The sequence below is a fragment of the Streptomyces melanosporofaciens genome (assembly GCF_900105695.1).
Taxonomy (GTDB): domain Bacteria; phylum Actinomycetota; class Actinomycetes; order Streptomycetales; family Streptomycetaceae; genus Streptomyces; species Streptomyces antimycoticus.
This window is the reverse complement of the sequence record NZ_FNST01000002.1, coordinates 5451935-5468351: the sequence shown is the minus strand read 5'-3', so window position 1 is coordinate 5468351 and position 16417 is coordinate 5451935. Positions and strand designations below refer to the sequence as shown.

9 protein-coding genes are annotated in these 16417 nt (G+C 69.8%); 5 read left to right on the top strand and 4 right to left on the bottom strand.

Going from position 1 to position 16417, the window contains the following annotated elements:
- Positions 1 to 52: 52 nt before the first annotated feature.
- Positions 53 to 1489 carry an N-acetylglucosamine/diacetylchitobiose ABC transporter substrate-binding protein gene (ngcE, locus tag BLV72_RS26475; protein WP_093465323.1) on the bottom strand — a complete coding sequence of 479 codons (1437 nt, stop codon included), beginning with the start codon at positions 1487 to 1489 and terminating at the stop codon, positions 53 to 55.
- Positions 1490 to 1830: 341 nt separating this feature from the next.
- On the opposite strand from ngcE, the gene BLV72_RS26470 reads away from it, so the two are divergent.
- The 3 genes from BLV72_RS26470 to BLV72_RS26460 all read left to right on the top strand — a co-directional run bounded on the left by BLV72_RS26470 (position 1831) and on the right by BLV72_RS26460 (position 7153).
- Positions 1831 to 2352 carry a PT domain-containing protein gene (locus BLV72_RS26470; protein WP_244320970.1) on the top strand — a complete coding sequence of 174 codons (522 nt, stop codon included), beginning with the start codon at positions 1831 to 1833 and terminating at the stop codon, positions 2350 to 2352.
- Between the two features lie 269 nt (positions 2353 to 2621).
- Positions 2622 to 6482, top strand: coding sequence for a GH92 family glycosyl hydrolase (locus BLV72_RS26465; RefSeq protein ID WP_093465320.1), 3861 nt, complete (start codon positions 2622 to 2624; stop codon positions 6480 to 6482).
- A 125-nt stretch (positions 6483 to 6607) separates the two neighbouring features.
- Positions 6608 to 7153, top strand: a complete 546-nt coding sequence (locus tag BLV72_RS26460; protein WP_093465318.1) for a cysteine hydrolase family protein — start codon at positions 6608 to 6610, stop codon at positions 7151 to 7153.
- An 8-nt stretch (positions 7154 to 7161) separates the two neighbouring features.
- Here BLV72_RS26460 and BLV72_RS26455 read toward each other — a convergent pair whose 3' ends face one another.
- A complete protein-coding gene (locus tag BLV72_RS26455; RefSeq protein ID WP_093465317.1) occupies positions 7162 to 7539 on the bottom strand; it encodes a winged helix-turn-helix transcriptional regulator in 378 nt (125 codons plus the stop codon).
- A 96-nt stretch (positions 7540 to 7635) separates the two neighbouring features.
- Here BLV72_RS26455 and BLV72_RS26450 point away from each other — a divergent pair, with 96 nt between their 5' ends.
- The gene (locus tag BLV72_RS26450) at positions 7636 to 8481 is read left to right on the top strand and encodes an NAD(P)H-binding protein (RefSeq protein ID WP_093465315.1); all 846 of its coding nucleotides are present in this window, start codon (positions 7636 to 7638) and stop codon (positions 8479 to 8481) included.
- A gap of 474 nt (positions 8482 to 8955) precedes the next feature.
- On the opposite strand, the gene BLV72_RS26440 is transcribed toward BLV72_RS26450, so the two are convergent.
- The gene (locus tag BLV72_RS26440; protein WP_093465312.1) at positions 8956 to 12234 is read right to left on the bottom strand and encodes a GH92 family glycosyl hydrolase; all 3279 of its coding nucleotides are present in this window, start codon (positions 12232 to 12234) and stop codon (positions 8956 to 8958) included.
- 231 nt (positions 12235 to 12465) lie between these two features.
- Between BLV72_RS26440 and BLV72_RS26435 the strand changes: the two genes are divergently transcribed.
- On the top strand, positions 12466 to 13347 hold the full coding sequence (locus BLV72_RS26435) for a GNAT family N-acetyltransferase (RefSeq protein ID WP_093465311.1): 882 nt from the start codon (positions 12466 to 12468) through the stop codon (positions 13345 to 13347).
- Positions 13348 to 13437: 90 nt separating this feature from the next.
- On the opposite strand, the gene acnA is transcribed toward BLV72_RS26435, so the two are convergent.
- Positions 13438 to 16170, bottom strand: a complete 2733-nt coding sequence (acnA, locus tag BLV72_RS26430; protein WP_093465309.1) for an aconitate hydratase AcnA — start codon at positions 16168 to 16170, stop codon at positions 13438 to 13440.
- Positions 16171 to 16417 lie beyond the last annotated feature (247 nt).

Here is a 16417-nt window from a genome sequence, read left to right as displayed (position 1 = left end):
CGACCTCGGTCTTCCCCTACGGATAATGCCGCCGGTGACGCGTCGCGCTGCATCAGACGTGCTTGTACTTCTTGACGGCGTCGTCCTTGGCCGTTTCATCGGCGAACTTCTGGCACTTCTTGATCGTCTCGGCGGGGGTCATCCGGCCCGCCATCATCTCGCCGAGCGCGCCGACGCCGATCTGCTGCTTCTGCAGCGTCACGTACCAGTCCTGGAGCCGCGGGTTGACCACGTTCTTGCCCGCCTTGGTCAGCGCCTCCTGCGCCGAGGCCAGGCCCGGCGGCAGGCTGAGGCCCTCGGTGCCGCCGTTGAGCGAGGAGAGCGAGGAGACCTGCTTGATGAAGTTCTTGGTGGACTTCTCACCGAGCATGATCCGCAGCAGCTCCATGCCGCCCTGGGGGTTCTTGGCCGACTTCGGGACGATGAAGGGCTCACCGCCGGAGGCCCAGAGGGTGCCGAACGGCAGCTTGTCGCTCTTGTCGAGGCTGGAGGGCGCGGCCACCGCCATCTGGAAGTCCTTGGGCGTGGTCTTCTTCGCCTCGTTCTCCACCCAGGAGCCGTTGGGGATGAACAGCGCCTTGCCCTGGTTCCACGCGGTCTGGGACTCGATGTGGGTCAGACCGGGGGTGCCCTTGAGGATGTAGCCCTTCTTGTAGAGCTCGTAGTACGCCTCGAAGGCGGCCTTGACGGCCGGGTGCTTCCAGGCGTTCGGCTCCAGGTTGTCGATCGAGTCCAGGACGTCCCGGCCGCCGATCTTGGCGATGAAGGGGTAGAGGCTGAACGGCAGGTAGTAGGGGTACTTGCCGGGGTAGGTCCAGCCCGCGATCCCCTTCTTCTTCGCCGCCTCGCAGACCTTGAGCATGTCGTCCCAGGTCTCGGGGTACTCCATGTCGAGCTTGGCGAGATTGCTCTTGGAGTACCAGACGCCGTAGACGGTGTAGGCGTAGTAGAGGATCCACACCGGCTTGCCGTCGAACTGGCCCATCTCCACGACACCGGGGCGCAGCGTCTCGCGCACCGTCTTGTTGGGGTCGTCGAGGGAGGGCGCGTCCAGCAGCGGGGTGAGGTCGGTCAGCTGGTTCTTGCCGACCAGGGTGCCCATGTCCATCTGCTCGGCGCCGGAGTTGTCGACCAGGTCCGGCGGGGTGCCGCCGTTGAAGCGCGGCTGGAGCACGGTCTGGATCTTCTGGGTGGCCGCGTGCTTGACCTTGCCCTTGGTCTTCGGGAAGGCCGCGGCGTACTCCGCCTCGGCGTCCTTGGCGTACTGCTGCCCGAAACCGCCGTCGAAGATGACGACGTCGAGCGCGGCGCTCTCATTGACCGCGAGCGGGTTCTTGGCGCTCTTCTTGCCCTTGTCGACCTTCTTGGCGTCGTCGTCACCGCCACTGGCACAGGCGGACAGCGCGCTCATCGCGGGCACGGAGATCAATCCGAGCGCCGCCGAGCGCTTGATCAGATCGCGACGGCCGACATCTGAGGTGGATCCCATGCTCAAGTCCTCGCCTTCGTCAGGACTCAGGCGGTGTAACGGTTTCCCGTACATACTCGCCTCCGGCGAGGGGCCCGACACCGCGGGTCAGTTGAAGCGTCAAGCGGAGTATTGCTGGGTGTACGCCGGGGAGTGCGGAGGACCCGCCGAGGCCCTCCGATATGGGCCGCGGTGCGGCCTTCCCCCTGGGGCGACAGGTATAGTCCACTGGGCCTCATATGGGCAAGATCGAGAGGTCATCGGGTATCAGTCTTTCCCGAGTTGAGACCTGCCCGACATACCGTGGGTGGAGACAGTCCGTGCGGCACGCCGCCGTGCGCGCTCCCCGAAAGGCGGTTCCCGTGTCCCGGAAGCAGCTCACCCTCGCCACCAGCATTGTCGTGACCGCGACACTCGCGATCACCGCGGGGTGCGGCTCCGGCAAAGGGGGCTCGTCGGCCGGGGACAGCAAGGGCGGCGCGGCGATAGGCAAGGGCATGGCCCAACTGCCGGTGGAGCCCACTCAGGCGCCGACCGAGGAGCCCACCGACGACCCGTATGACGAGCCGTCGGACTCCCCCACCGGCGGCTCCGGCCTGATCACCCCGGACGCCAAGATGGGAACGTGCGGATGGGGTTCGGACGGCAAGCCCTACGCCAACGTGAAGATCAGCAACTCCGGCTCCGGCACCGCCTACTACTCGCTGCTGGTCGGCTTCGTCGACAGCTCCGGCAAGGCCGTGACCACCGGGGTGGAGTCCGACGCGGCCGTGGCGGGCGGCGCCGACAAGACCATCAAGGTCACCGGGCTCAAGGCGGACAGCTCCCACACCGCGAAGAAGTGCCGGCTCTCGCTCGCCACCAAGTCCGACAGCGCCGACTGAGCCGACGGCGGCGGCCGAGCCCGAGAGCGCCGACCACGTCCCACAGCGGCGGCTGACGACATACCAGGGACAGCCGCATCGGGCGCGCCGAAACGCCCCCCTGGACGCGGGCCGTGCCACCGATGGTGGTACGGCCCGTGTCGTACCGCCCCCCGGGCGCAGCCGAATTGGCGGTTGTCCGCATCCTTGACACCACCCTCCCCCTGCCTCCCTACTTATCTCTGCCCGACCCAGAGGACAACGTTGTCAGACTCGTTGAGAGGCTGCGTATGCGACAGAGACGACCACAGAGACGATGGCGTGGGATCGGACGGACCGCCCCCCTGGTGGCGGCCGTCCTGCTGGCGGTGACGGCCCAGGGCGGTGCGGTCGCCGCCCCCGCCGGCCCGGCCTCCGCGCACCACGCCGACCGCACCTTCGCCTCGTCCTTCGAGTCGGGCGACCCCCAGCCCGACTGGCTCAACACGGTCGAGACCGGACCCGACGGGAAGAAGAAGGCCTCCGGGGTGGACGGAGGCTACTCCTCCGGGATCCCCGGCAATGTGACCGACAAGGTCACCGAGGTCCGGGCGAGCGGGGAGAACACCGAAGGCGGGGAGATCAAGGAGAACCTCGTCGACGGCGAGCTCACCAGCAAGTGGCTGGCCTTCGACACCACCACCGCCTGGCTCGAGTTCGATCTGAGCGAGTCGGTGAAGGCCGTCCGCTACGCCCTCACCTCCGCCAATGACGCCCCCGGCCGGGACCCGAAGGACTGGACTCTCAAGGGCTCCGCCAACGGCTCCGACTGGACGACGCTGGACACCCGTAAGGACGAGACGTTCTCCTCGCGCCAGCAGACGCGGGAGTTCTCCTTCGACAGCGCCACGGCGTACCAGCACTTCCGGCTGGAGATCACCCGCAACGCCGGGGACGACCTCATCCAGCTCGCCGAGGTGCAGTTCGCGACCGGCGACACCACGCCGCCCGCGCCCTCCGACATGCGCACCCAGATCGACCGCGGCCCGACCGGCTCCCCCACCGCCAAGGCCAACGCGGGCTTCACCGGCACCCATGCCCTGCGCTACGCGGGCACCCACAAGCCGGACGGCCGGGCGTACTCGTACAACAAGGTCTTCGACGTCGACACGGCCGTCACCCGGGACACCCGGCTGTCCTACCGGATCTTCCCGTCGATGCCGGAGACCGATCTCAACTACCCGGCCACCCATGTCTCCGTCGATCTCGCCTTCACCGACGGCACCTATCTGAGCGATCTGCCCGGCGCGGTCGACCAGCACGGCGCCCGGATGAGCCCGCAGGGCCAGGCCGACTCCAAGACGCTCTACGTCAACCAGTGGAACAACAAGGAGTCGCGGATCGGCGCGGTCGCCGCGGGCAAGACGGTCGACCGGATACTCGTGGCGTACGACTCCCCCAAGGGCCCCGCGCAGTTCCGTGGCTGGGTGGACGACGTCTCGATCGCCCCCAAGGCGCCCGAGAAGCCGCTGAAGCACCTGTCGGACTACGCGCTGACCACCCGCGGCACCAACTCCAGCGGCAGCTTCTCGCGCGGCAACAACTTCCCGGCCACCGCCGTCCCCAACGGCTTCAACTTCTGGACGCCGGTGACCAACGCGGGCTCCACCGACTGGCTCTACCAGTACGCCCGCGCCAACAACGCCGACAACCTCCCCACCATCCAGGCGTTCAGCGCGAGCCATGAGCCCAGCCCCTGGATGGGCGACCGGCAGACCTTCCAGGTGATGCCGTCCGGCGCGGCCGGCACCCCCGACGCCGGGCGCACCTCCCGCGCGCTCCCCTTCCGCCATGAGAAGGAGACCGCCCGGCCGTATTACTACGGGGTGACCTTCGAGAACGGCCTCAAGGCGGAGATGGCGCCGACCGATCACGCCGCGGCGATGCGCTTCACCTATCCGGGTGAGGACGCGAGCGTCCTCTTCGACAATGTCACGGGCGACGGCGGGCTGACCCTCGACGCCGAGCACGGCGTCGTCACCGGCTACTCCGACGTCAAGAGCGGACTGTCCACCGGCGCCACCCGGATGTTCGTCTACGGGGTCTTCGACACCCCGGTGAGCGCGAGCGGCAAGCTGGACGGAGACGGCGGCAAGGATGTCACCGGCTACTTCCGCTTCAAGCCGGGGAAGGACCGCACCGTCACGCTGCGGCTCGCCACCTCGCTGATAGGTGTCGACCAGGCGAAGGCCAACCTCGACCGGGAGCTGCCCGCGTCGCGGTCGTTCGGGCAGGTCCAGCGGGCCGCGCAGGCGCAGTGGGACGACATCCTGGGCCGGATCGAGGTCGAGGGCGCGGACCGCGGCCAGCTCACCACGCTCTACTCCAGCCTCTACCGGCTGTACCTCTATCCCAATTCCGCTTTCGAGAACACGGGCACGGCGGCCAAGCCCCGTCACCAGTACGCGAGCGCCTTCTCGCCGGGCACCGGGGAGAACACCCCCACCCACACCGGCGCGAAGATCGTCGACGGCAAGGTGTACGTCAACAACGGCTTCTGGGACACCTACCGCACCACCTGGCCCGCCTACTCACTGCTCACCCCCAAGCGGGCGGGCACGATGGTCGACGGCTTCGTACAGCAGTACAAGGACGGCGGCTGGATCTCCCGCTGGTCCTCGCCGGGCTATGCCGATCTGATGACCGGTACCAGCTCGGACGTGGCCTTCGCCGACGCGTACCTCAAGGGCGTGCGGTTCGACGCCGAGGCGGCGTACGAGGCGGCGCTGAAGAACGCCACCGCCGTGCCGCCCTCGTCGGGCGTCGGCCGTAAGGGCATGGCCAGCTCGCCCTTCCTCGGCTACACGAGCACCGAGACCCATGAGGGACTGTCCTGGGCGCTGGAGGGCTATCTCAACGACTTCGGCCTCGCCAATATGGGCAAGGCGCTCTACGCGAAGACGAAGAAGGCCCGCTACAAGGAGGAGTCCGAGTACTTCCTGCACCGCGCCCAGGGCTATGTCTCGCTCTTCGACGACAAGGCCGGCTTCTTCCAGGGCAAGGACGCGGCAGGAAAGTGGCGCGTGCCCTCCGACAAGTACGACCCCCGGATCTGGGGCTACGACTACACCGAGACCAACGGCTGGGGCTACGCCTTCACCGCGCCCCAGGACAGCCGGGGCCTGGCCAATCTCTACGGCGGCCGGGCGGGCCTGGCCAAGAAGCTGGACACCTATTTCTCCACCCCGGAGACCGCCTCCCCCGAGTTCGCCGGTTCCTACGGCGGCGTCATCCATGAGATGACCGAGGCGCGGGACGTCCGCATGGGTAACTACGGCCACAGCAACCAGGTCGCCCACCATGTGACGTACATGTACGACGCGGCGGGCCAGCCGTGGAAGACCCAGGAGAAGGTGCGCGAGGTGCTCTCCCGCCTCTACACCGGAAGCGAGATCGGCCAGGGCTACCACGGCGACGAGGACAACGGCGAGCAGTCCGCCTGGTACCTCTTCAGCTCGCTGGGCTTCTATCCGCTGGTGATGGGCGGCTCCGAGTACGCGGTCGGATCGCCGCAGTTCACCAAGGCCACGGTGCATCTGGAGAACGGCCGCGATCTGGTCATCAAGGCCCCGCACAACAGCGCGCGGAATGTGTACGTCCAGGGCCTGAAGGTCAACGGCAAGGCGTGGAACTCCACCGCCCTGCCGCACGACATCCTCGCCCGGGGCGGCACGCTGGAGTTCGCGATGGGCGCCAAGCCGTCGGCCTGGGGCACGGGGAAGAACGCCGCGCCGTCCTCCATCACGAAGGACGACAAGGTGCCCACCCCGCGCCACGACCTGACGGTGCCGAGCGGTGGCACGGCCCTGCTGGACAACACCTCGGGCACCGAGGCCACCTTCGAGTCGGTGGACCTCCCGACCACGAAGGCGGGCCGCGCGGTGCAGTACACCCTGACCTCGTCCGACCGGAGCAAGGCCCCGGCCGGATGGGTGCTGCAGGGCTCGCATGACGGCGAGAAGTGGCGGGACCTGGACCGGAGGTCGGCAGAGACCTTCAACTGGGACAAGCAGACCCGCGTCTTCTCGGTGCGCACGCCCGGTGCGTACGAGCACTACCGCCTGGTGCCGGACGACAAGTCGACACTGGCGGAGGTCGAGCTGCTCGGCTGAGCCGCCGGGTGGGCCGGGTCCGTACGCACGGACCCGGCCTGCCCGGCCTGCCCGACCTCCCGGCCCCGCAGCAGACTCACGCGGCTCACGAGCGGCGAGCCTGGGCGGACCGTTACGGTGAGTCCATGTCACATGCCTCCGCGCTCCTCGTCATCGATATGCAGAACGCCCTGGCGGCGATCTCGTACCGGGCCACCGAGACCGTCGCCGTGATCGCGGGGCTGCGCGAACGCGCCCAAGCCGCGGGCGTACCGGTCGTGACGATTCAGCACCGTGGCGGGGGGCTGGAGGCTGATACGGACGGCTGGCGGATCGTGCCCGAGCTCACGCCCTCCGCCGACGAGACGGTCGTCCACAAGACCAGTGCGGACAGCTTCCTGCACACGGATCTCGACAAGATCCTCAAGGCGCTGGGCGTCACCGAGGTGATCGTCACCGGGTTCGCGACCGAGATCTGCGTGGACACCACGACCCGGCAGGCGCTGAGCCACCAGTACGACGTGGTGCTGGTCGCCGATGGGCACACCACGTCCGAGCGGCCCGACACCGGCGATCTCGCCGCACCGGAGCGGTCGATCGCCCATCACAACGCGATCTTCCGGCACATCGACTTTCCGGGGCGCCGCATCCGGGTACTGCCCGCGGCCGAAGTGGATTTCGCCGCCGCTTAGCGCTGCCCTCACCGGGGAGCGGTGGGGGCCGTCTCCTCACCGTCGTAATCCAGCCGGGCCCGCTCGACCTTGGGCAGGTTCTCGGCCGACCAGGTCGCGAGCGACGCGAACAGCGGTGCCAGGCTGCGGCCCAGCCCACTGATCTCGTACTCCACCCGGGGCGGGACCTCCGGGTGATACGTGCGCAGCACCAGCCCGTCGCGCTCCAGTTGCCGCAGCCGCTGGGTCAGCACCTTGGGCGTGATCGTGCCGATGCGGCGCTGCAGCTCCACGAAGCGCTGACGGCCGTGTTCATGCAGCGTCCAGAGGATGGGCGTGGTCCAGCGGCTGAAGACGATGTCGACCACGGGGGCGATCGGACACGCCTGTTCCGGTTCCTTCGACATAGTCACTTTCCTCTAGGTACCTACTATCCCCACGATGCTAGCTTCACCGTGCCGCGGCGAGGACAAGGTCTGTCACTACGGAACGGGGAGTCGCACATGATCGTGGTAACCGGAGCGACCGGGAATGTCGGTCGGCCACTGGTGGAGGCACTCGCGGCCGGCGGCGAGCAGGTGACGGCCGTATCGCGCCGGCCCGCCGGCCCGGAGTTGCCGGCAGGGGTACGTCACCATCAAGCCGATCTGGCCGACCGAGGGAGCCTGCGACCCGCGCTGGACGGGGCCGACGCGCTGTTCCTGCTCTTCGCGGGCGAAGTGCCGATCGGCGAACGGCTCGTCCGCGAACTCCTGGAGGACGCCGGATCCGCCGGGGCACGACGCGTGGTCGCGCTCTCCTCCCAGGCGGTCGGATCGCGGTCGCGGGCGGCATCCCACGCCCCTCTGCGGGCCCTCGAAGAGGCCGTGCGGGCGTCGGGGCTGGCCTGGACGGTCCTGCGACCGGGAGGCTTCGCTTCCAACGCGTTCGCCTGGGCCGAGTCGGTCCGTACCCGGCGGACGGTCGCGGCGCCGTTCGGCGATGTGGGGCTGCCGGTCGTGGGCCCGGCGGACATCGCCGAGGTCGCGGCGGCGACGCTACGGGGGCAGGGCCACGCCGGGCGTACGTACGAACTCACCGGCCCGGCGCCGGTCTCCCCACGCGAGCAGGCCCGGACGATCGGGGATGTGCTGGGCGAACCCGTACGCTTCACCGAGCTGAGCCGGGAGCAAGCACGTGCGGAGATGCTGCGGTTCATGCCGGAGCCCGTCGCGGACGGCACGCTCGACATCCTGGGCGAGCCGACGGCCGACGAACAGCGGGTGAGCCCCGACGTCGAGCAGGTCCTCGGCCGCCCGCCGCGTCACTTCGCCGAGTGGGCGCTCCGCAACATCACGGCCTTCCGCTGATCCGGCCAGGATGGGCGGATGGCCACCGTCGCTGCTGCTGGGCCGGGAGTGGTTCATCGACGTCGCCCCTCCCGGCCCCCGCAGCGACGCGCTCGCGGACCTCGGCAGTGACCTCGAGCCCCCGAGCGTTGAGGACCCGCAAGACGCTCTCGGCGCGGGCCTCGGCCCGTGCTTCGGCCCGTGCTTCGGCGCGGACCTCCGCAAAGGCTCGCTGGGCGTGCTCGGAACGGAAGAAGTTCAGCAACGCGGACATCAGGTCGCTCCAGATCTTTCGTGCCGGGGTGTTTCCGAGTCCCGCTTCGACGTTGTCTGAGCGCTCGTACGATGGCCCCGGTGTCCTCCTGGAAAGTCCGGTGGAGGGCCTCATGTGAAGAACTGACCATGCGTCGAAAGCTGGAGAGGCGAGGGCAAGTGCCGGTGGCACTTGCCCTCGTTTCACTCGATCGTATGCAGTAACCCTTGGGGTTGACTCCGTCAGCCGCGGGCGATCGCGAAGACGTGGAGATCCGCGTTGTCGGGCAGGGTGACGCTCTTGACCGTCTTGCCCTCGGGCGCCCGGAACGCCTTCGTGGCGAAGATGTACGCGTCCACCACGTCCTTGTCGCCGCCGCTGATGTTGCGGTAGCCGGTCTTGGCGAGGGTCACGTTTCCGTACTGGACCGTTCCGCCGCCGCCTCCCACCGTCCAGTCGGTGAAGGACAGGTCCGCCTCGTCCGAGCTGCCGTCCGTGTAAGTGACCTTGGCCGTGGCCTTCTGGTTGCCGTTGACCGCGCTGCCGATGAAGGACAGGGACGTGGAGGCCGGGAGGTTGATCGTCTGGCCGGTGGTGGAGGCGTTGTCGGGACGGCCGGGCGGGGAGGCGGGCCAGGTGTAGTCCAGGCCCTGGGTGGTCCCCTTGGCGCCCGGTTCGAGGCCGGTGGCGGCGAGGGCCTGGCGGGAGTAGCTCCAGCCGCCGCCGTCGTAGTCGCCCTCGTCGTGCTCGCCGTCGTCGTCGGTCGCGCCGGTGTTGTTGTACGCGGCGAGCAGGGTGCCGGGGGCGGCGACGGTCAGCGTGATCGGCTGGACGACCTTGGTGTCCTCGCTGGTCACCGTGACCTTCGCGGCGTAGAAGCCCTCGGCCGTGTCCTTCCCCGCGCGCAGGGAGATCTCCGCCGTACCGTCCGGGCCCACCGTCCCGGAGGCGGGTGAGGCGGTGAGCCCGTCGGGGGCGTCGGTGGTGAAGCGCACCTCGGGGCGGTCGCCCTCGCCGACCGGGACGGCGGCCACCTTCATGGTCAGGCTCTCGCCCGGGGCGAGCGTGCCCGTGGTCGGCCCGACCCCGATCTGGTACGGCTGCTCACCGTCGCGGAAGGAGGGCGGGGCGTCGGCCGGGGACGCGCCCCAGGCGCGGTCGGGGGCGTCGGACAGGGTGTAGTCCAGCGTGCCGCCGTGCCGGACGAAGGACTCCGCGAGCCAGGGGCGGTCGCTCGCCCGCCCGTTCACCTTCAGCGACTGGACGTACGGCGCGTCGGGCGCGGCCTGCGGGGCGCGGATGGAGATGTCCCGGGCGCCGCCGTCGATCTCGATCCGCGGGAAGAGGGGCGAGGCCAGGACGAGTTCGGCGCGGGAGGGCACCTGCGGGTACATGCCGAGGGCGGAGAAGACGTACCACGAGGACATCTCGCCGAGGTCGTCGTTGCCGGGGATGCCGTCGGGCTTCGTGGTCCACAGCTGACGCATCGCGGCGCGCACGGTCTCCTGGGTCTTGTACGGCTGCCCGGCGTACGCGTAGAGGTAGGGGACGTTGATCGACGGCTCGTTGTCCAGCTCGGACTTCTCGCCGCCCTTACCGGTGAGCGCCCAGCCCCCGTCGGCGTCGTGGAAGAAGGCGTCCAGACGCTTGATCGCGGCGTCCTTACCGCCCATCGCGGCGAAGAGACCGGCGGGGTTGTGCGGGACCATCCAGGTGTACTGGGCGCTGGTGCCCTCGACGAAGCCGTTGCCGGTGGCCGGGGTGAAGCCGGTGACCCAGCTGCCGTCGGCCTTACGGTTGGCGATATAGCCGCCGGTCTCCGGGTCGGCGGCGGCGTTGAAGTTGTTCTGCCACCACTGGGCGCGGTGCGCGAAGGTGTCGGCGGTGTCCTTACGGCCCGCGGCCCGCGCGAGCTGGGAGAGGGCGAAGTCCGCGCCGGACATCTCCAGGGTCTCGGCCGCGCCGCCCCACGCGTTGGAGACGGACGGCATGTAGTGCAGCTCGAGGTACTTGTCGAGGGAGGGCCGCTGGCCGACCGACATGATGGGCTTGCCCGCCGGGCTGAGGTCCTTCTCCGTCGGTACGGTGGCCGCCTTGAGCAGCGAGTCGAGGGCGGCGTCGAGATCGAAGTCGCCGCCGCCGAAGGCCCGGATCCCGGCGAGGGCGGCGGCCGACGGATCGCCGTTCATCACATGCGTCCCCGAGGCGCCCTGGAGCCAGCGGTCCCAGACGCCGCCGTTCTGCTGGGCGAGGTTCAGCAGGGACTGGGCGATGTCGGAGCCCGCCCGCGGCTCCAGCAGGGTGAGCAACTGGAGCTGGGAGCGGTAGATGTCCCAGCCGGAGAAGGTGCCGTACTGGGCCCGGTGGCCCCGGCTCACCCGGTGCACCTCACCGTCGCTGCCCCGGTAGCGGCCGTCGGTGTCGCTGATGACGTTGGGGTGCAGCAGGGAGTGGTAGAGCGCGGTGTAGAAGGCGGTGCGGTCCGCGTCCGCGCCACCGCCGACCCGGATGGCGGCGAGCTGCCGCCGCCAGGCGTCGTACGCGGCGGTGCGCACCTGGTCGAAGCCGCGCCGCGGCGGGTTCTCGGCGGCGAGGTTGGCCCGGGCGCCCTTGTCGTCGACGTAGCTGATGCCGACCTTGACGCCCACCCGGCGGGTGCCCGGGGCGAATTGGAGGTAGCCGCCGGAGCCCTTCCCGGCCACCGGGCGGCCGTCGGTGCCATAGCCGGAGCCGCCCTCGGCGCTGGTCGTGCCGGGCCGCAGCGTGCCGTCCTGCCAGGTGCCCTGGGCGGTGAACGCGGTGTCGAAGACCGCGGTGAAGTGCAGGGTGTAGTAGCTCCGGCGCCCCTCGGGGTCCAGATAGCCGCAGAAGTTGCCGCCGGTGACCGAGCCGGAGACGGTGCGGTGCGCCGGGTCGATGGTGAGGTCGGCGGCGCTGCTGCCGACCTCGGAGGAGGAGGTGCGGATCAGCAGGGAGGCGGCCCTGTCGGCGGGGTAGCTGAAGCGGGCCGAGCCGGTACGGGCGGTGGCGGTCAGCTCCGCGCCGGCGCCGGAGGCGAGGGCGACCTTGTAGCGGCCGGGTTCGGCGGTCTCGTCCGAGTGGCTGAAGTCGGAGGCGTAGACCTGGTCCTTGGTGTCGGCGGCGGGTGAGGAGGTGACCTCGCCCACATGAGGGAAGAAGGGGATGTCGCCCGCGCCGCCCGCACAGCCGGTGCCGGACATATGGGTGAGGCTGAAGCCGCGGACGCGGGTGGCGTCGTAGTGGTAGCCGCCGGGCGCGGCGGTGCGGGTGGCGTCGCCGCGGGTGTTCTCCGGGCTCCACGACAGCATGCCGAAGGGGGCGACGGCACCGGGGAAGGTGTTGCCGCCGGCCGAGCTGCCGATCAGCGGATCGACATACGCCGCCGGGTCCTTGACCAGCGTCGGCGGCGGGGCGGCCGACGCGGGCGCGGTGGCCGCGGTGGCGAGGAGCCCCGCGGTCAGGGCCGCGGCCGCCAGGGCGGCCAGGGGTCTTGAGGGCATTGCGGTCCCACCTTGTCGGAAGGGCCGCGATCGCCGGGTCGAACAAGCCGTGGGGACCGTACCGCACGGGGGCCGTCGGCCGTAAGAGTGCGCCAACGGTCTTGACAGGGACACCCGGTTGGCGGCGTACTGATCGTTAAAGTCATGCTGACAACGTTGTCGCGTTCGCCGGTCGAGCAAGCCGCTTCCACGTACCGACAATCCCCTCACCGGACGCGCCATCATGGGCTCATGATCCTCCGCCAGCTACGCGACACCGACGAGGACGCCGAGGCCGCCTGGGAGGTGGTGGCCGCCGCCTTCGGGGACGCCGCCGCCCTCGCGGGCAAGGACGGATTGCCGCCGGGGTACGTCGCCGAGATCCACGACCGGCACCGGCATCTGGCCCGTACCGACCCGGGCGGCTGCTGGATCGCCCTGGACGACGCCGGGATGCCGCTCGGCGTGGCGCTGTCCGCGCGGCGCGAGGGCACCTGGGGGCTCGCGCTGCTCGCGGTGCTGCCGCGCGCCCAACGGCAGGGCGTGGGGCGGGAGTTGCTGGCCGCGGCGCTGATGTACGGACGGGGCTGTCTGCGCGGCATCATCTGCGGCTCGGAGGATCCCCGCGCGGCGAGCACCTACCGGCGGGCGGGATTCGCGCTGCATCCCGCGATGCGGCTGCGCGGCACCGTCGGACCGGAGACCAAGCAGCGGCTGTCCCCGCCCGACGGCGCCGTCCACGAGGGCGTGGCCCGCCACCGGGATCTGCTGGACTCGGTGGACCGCCGCACCCGCGGCGGTGCGCACGGCGCCGACCACGAGCTGCTCGTGCGCCAGCGGCGGCTGCTGGTCGTGGACGACCTGGCGGGCAGCGGCTACTGCTATGTCGCCGAGGACGGCAAGGTCGAGCTGCTGGCCGCGACCTCGCGACGGCTGGCGAAGCGGCTGCTGACGGCGGCGCTGCTGTGCCTTCCGGAGGGCACCGACGCCCGGGTCGCGGGGCTGACGGCCGAGCAGCAGTGGGCGGTGGACGTGGGGCTCGAGGCCGGGCTCGAGCTGTCCACCAGCGGCTATGTGTGCATGCGGGGGATGCCGCCGCCGACGCCGTACATCCCCTCGGGGACGTTTCTCTGACCGCGCACGCGGACGGGCCGCACCCCACATCGGGGGTGCGGCCCGTCGCCGCTGCCGTAAGGCGCCGCAGTAAGCCGCCGTAGGCCCTGCTTACTTGCGGATCAGCGAGCGCAGCACGTACTGCATGATGCCGCCGTTGCGGTAGTAGTCCGCCTCGCCGGGGGTGTCGATGCGCACCTTGGCGTCGAACGCAACTTCCCCTCCGCGGTCGTCCCTGGCCTTGACCTTCACCGTCTCCGGGATGCCGCCCTCGTTGAGCGCGGTGACGCCGGTGATGTCGAAGGTCTCCTCGCCGGTCAGGCCCAGCGACTCGGCCGTGGCGCCCTCGGGGAACTGGAGCGGCAGGACGCCCATGCCGATGAGGTTCGAGCGGTGGATGCGCTCGTACGACTCGGCGACGACGGCCTTGACGCCGAGCAGCGCGGTGCCCTTCGCGGCCCAGTCGCGGGACGAGCCGGAGCCGTACTCCTTGCCCGCCAGGATGACCAGCGGGGTCCCGGCGGCCTGGTAGTTCTGCGACGCGTCGTAGATGAAGGAGACCGGCCCGCCGTCCTGCGTGAAGTCGCGGGTGAAGCCGCCCTCGGTGCCCGGCGCGATCTGGTTGCGCAGCCGGATGTTGGCGAAGGTGCCGCGGATCATGACCTCGTGGTTGCCCCGGCGCGAGCCGTAGGAGTTGAAGTCACGACGCTCGACACCGTGCTCGGTGAGGTACTTGCCGGCCGGGGTGTCGGCCTTGATCGCACCGGCCGGGGAGATGTGGTCGGTGGTGACCGAGTCGCCCAGCTTGGCCAGCACCCGGGCGGCGGCGATGTCCTCGACCGGGGCCGGGTCCATCGTCAGGCCCTCGAAGTACGGGGGCTTACGGACGTAGGTGGACTCCGGGTCCCACTCGAAGGTGTTGCCGGTCGGCACCGGAAGCGCCTGCCACTGGGCGTCACCGGCGAAGACGTCGGCGTAGCTGGTGTTGAACATCTCCTGGCCGATCGAGGAGGCCACGACCTCCTCGACCTCCTTCTCGGAGGGCCAGATGTCCTTCAGGTGGACCGGGTTGCCGTCCTGGTCGATGCCGAGGGCGTCCTTGGTGATGTCCACCTTCATGGAGCCGGCGATGGCGTAGGCGACGACCAGCGGCGGGGACGCCAGGTAGTTCATCTTGACGTCGGGGTTGATCCGGCCCTCGAAGTTACGGTTGCCGGAGAGCACCGAGGTGACCGCCAGGTCGGCCTCGTTGACCGCCTTGGAGACCTCCTCCGGCAGCGGGCCGGAGTTGCCGATGCAGGTGGTGCAGCCGTAGCCGACGAGGTTGAAGCCCAGCTTGTCGAGGTACGGGGTGAGCCCGGCGCGGTCGTAGTAGTCCATGACGACCTTGGACCCGGGGGCCAGGGTGGTCTTGACCCACGGCTTGCGGGTGAGGCCCTTCTCGACGGCCTTCTTGGCCACCAGGGCGGCCGCGACCATCACATACGGGTTGGAGGTGTTGGTGCACGAGGTGATCGCGGCGACGGTGACGGCACCGTGGTCGATCTCGTACTGCGAGCCGTCGGGGGCGATCACCGGGGTCGGCTTGGTGGGCACGCCGTTGGAGACGGCCGGGGCGTCGGAGGCCGGGAAGGACTCGACACCCGCCTCGTCCAGGTCGGCCACCGGGGCGTAGGCGCGGACGTCCTGGGCGAACTTCTCGGCGGCCTCGGACAGGATGATGCGATCCTGCGGGCGCTTGGGGCCGGCGATCGACGGGACGACCGTCGCCAGGTCCAGCTCCAGCTTCTCGGAGAACTCCGGCTCGGCGGCCGGGTCCAGCCACAGGCCCTGCTCCTTGGCGTACGCCTCGACGAGCGCGAGCTGCTGCTCGCTGCGGCCGGTGAGCTTGAGGTAGTTGATGGTCTCGCCGTCGATGGGGAAGATCGCGGCGGTGGAGCCGAACTCCGGCGACATGTTGCCGATGGTCGCGCGGTTGGCCAGCGGGATGGAGGAGACGCCCTCGCCGTAGAACTCGACGAACTTGCCGACCACACCGTGCTTGCGCAGCATCTCGGTGATGGTGAGCACGAGGTCGGTGGCGGTGGTGCCGGTCGGCAGCGAGCCGGTGAGCTTGAAGCCGACGACGCGCGGGATCAGCATGGAGACCGGCTGGCCCAGCATCGCGGCCTCGGCCTCGATGCCGCCGACGCCCCAGCCGAGCACACCGAGGCCGTTGACCATGGTGGTGTGGGAGTCGGTGCCGACCAGGGTGTCCGGGTACGCCTGGCCGCCTCGGACCATGACGGTACGCGCCAGGTGCTCGATGTTGACCTGGTGGACGATGCCGGTGCCGGGGGGGACGACCTTGAACTCGTCGAAGGCGGTCTGGCCCCAGCGCAGGAACTGGTAGCGCTCCTTGTTGCGGCCGTACTCCAGCTCCACGTTCTTGGCGAACGCGTCGGGCGCGCCGAAGACGTCGGCGATCACCGAGTGGTCGATGACCAGCTCGGCCGGGGCCAGCGGGTTGATCTTCGCCGGGTCGCCGCCGAGCTCCTTGACGGCCTCACGCATGGTGGCGAGGTCCACCACACACGGCACACCGGTGAAGTCCTGCATGATCACGCGGGCCGGCGTGAACTGGATCTCCTGGCTGGGCTGGGCCTGCGGGTCCCAGCTGCCCAGGGCGCGGATGTGGTCGGCGGTGATGTTCGCGCCGTCCTCGGTGCGGAGCAGGTTCTCCAGCAGGACCTTCAGGCTGTATGGAAGCCGGGCCGACCCCTCGACCTTGTCCAGCCTGAAGATCTCGTACGATTCGTCGCCCACCTGCAGGGTGCTGCGGGCGTCGAAGCTGTTCGCCGACACGACAGTCTCCTTCATGCATGATTTCGCGCGTACCACCGCAATGCTGCCGTCACATGCCCGCGCCGATCCGCTAAGGTATGGCTAAGTTAGGTAAGCCTTACCGACGCGGGGCGGCGATGCGTCTTCCAGCAGATATCTCGATGTCGAGATAACTCTAATACATCGCCCCCGCGCGGTCATGCCCTGCCCTGCCGCGAGCGCGTCCCCGGTGCGGTTCATGGGGGCTCACCGGCTGTCCCGTCTCATC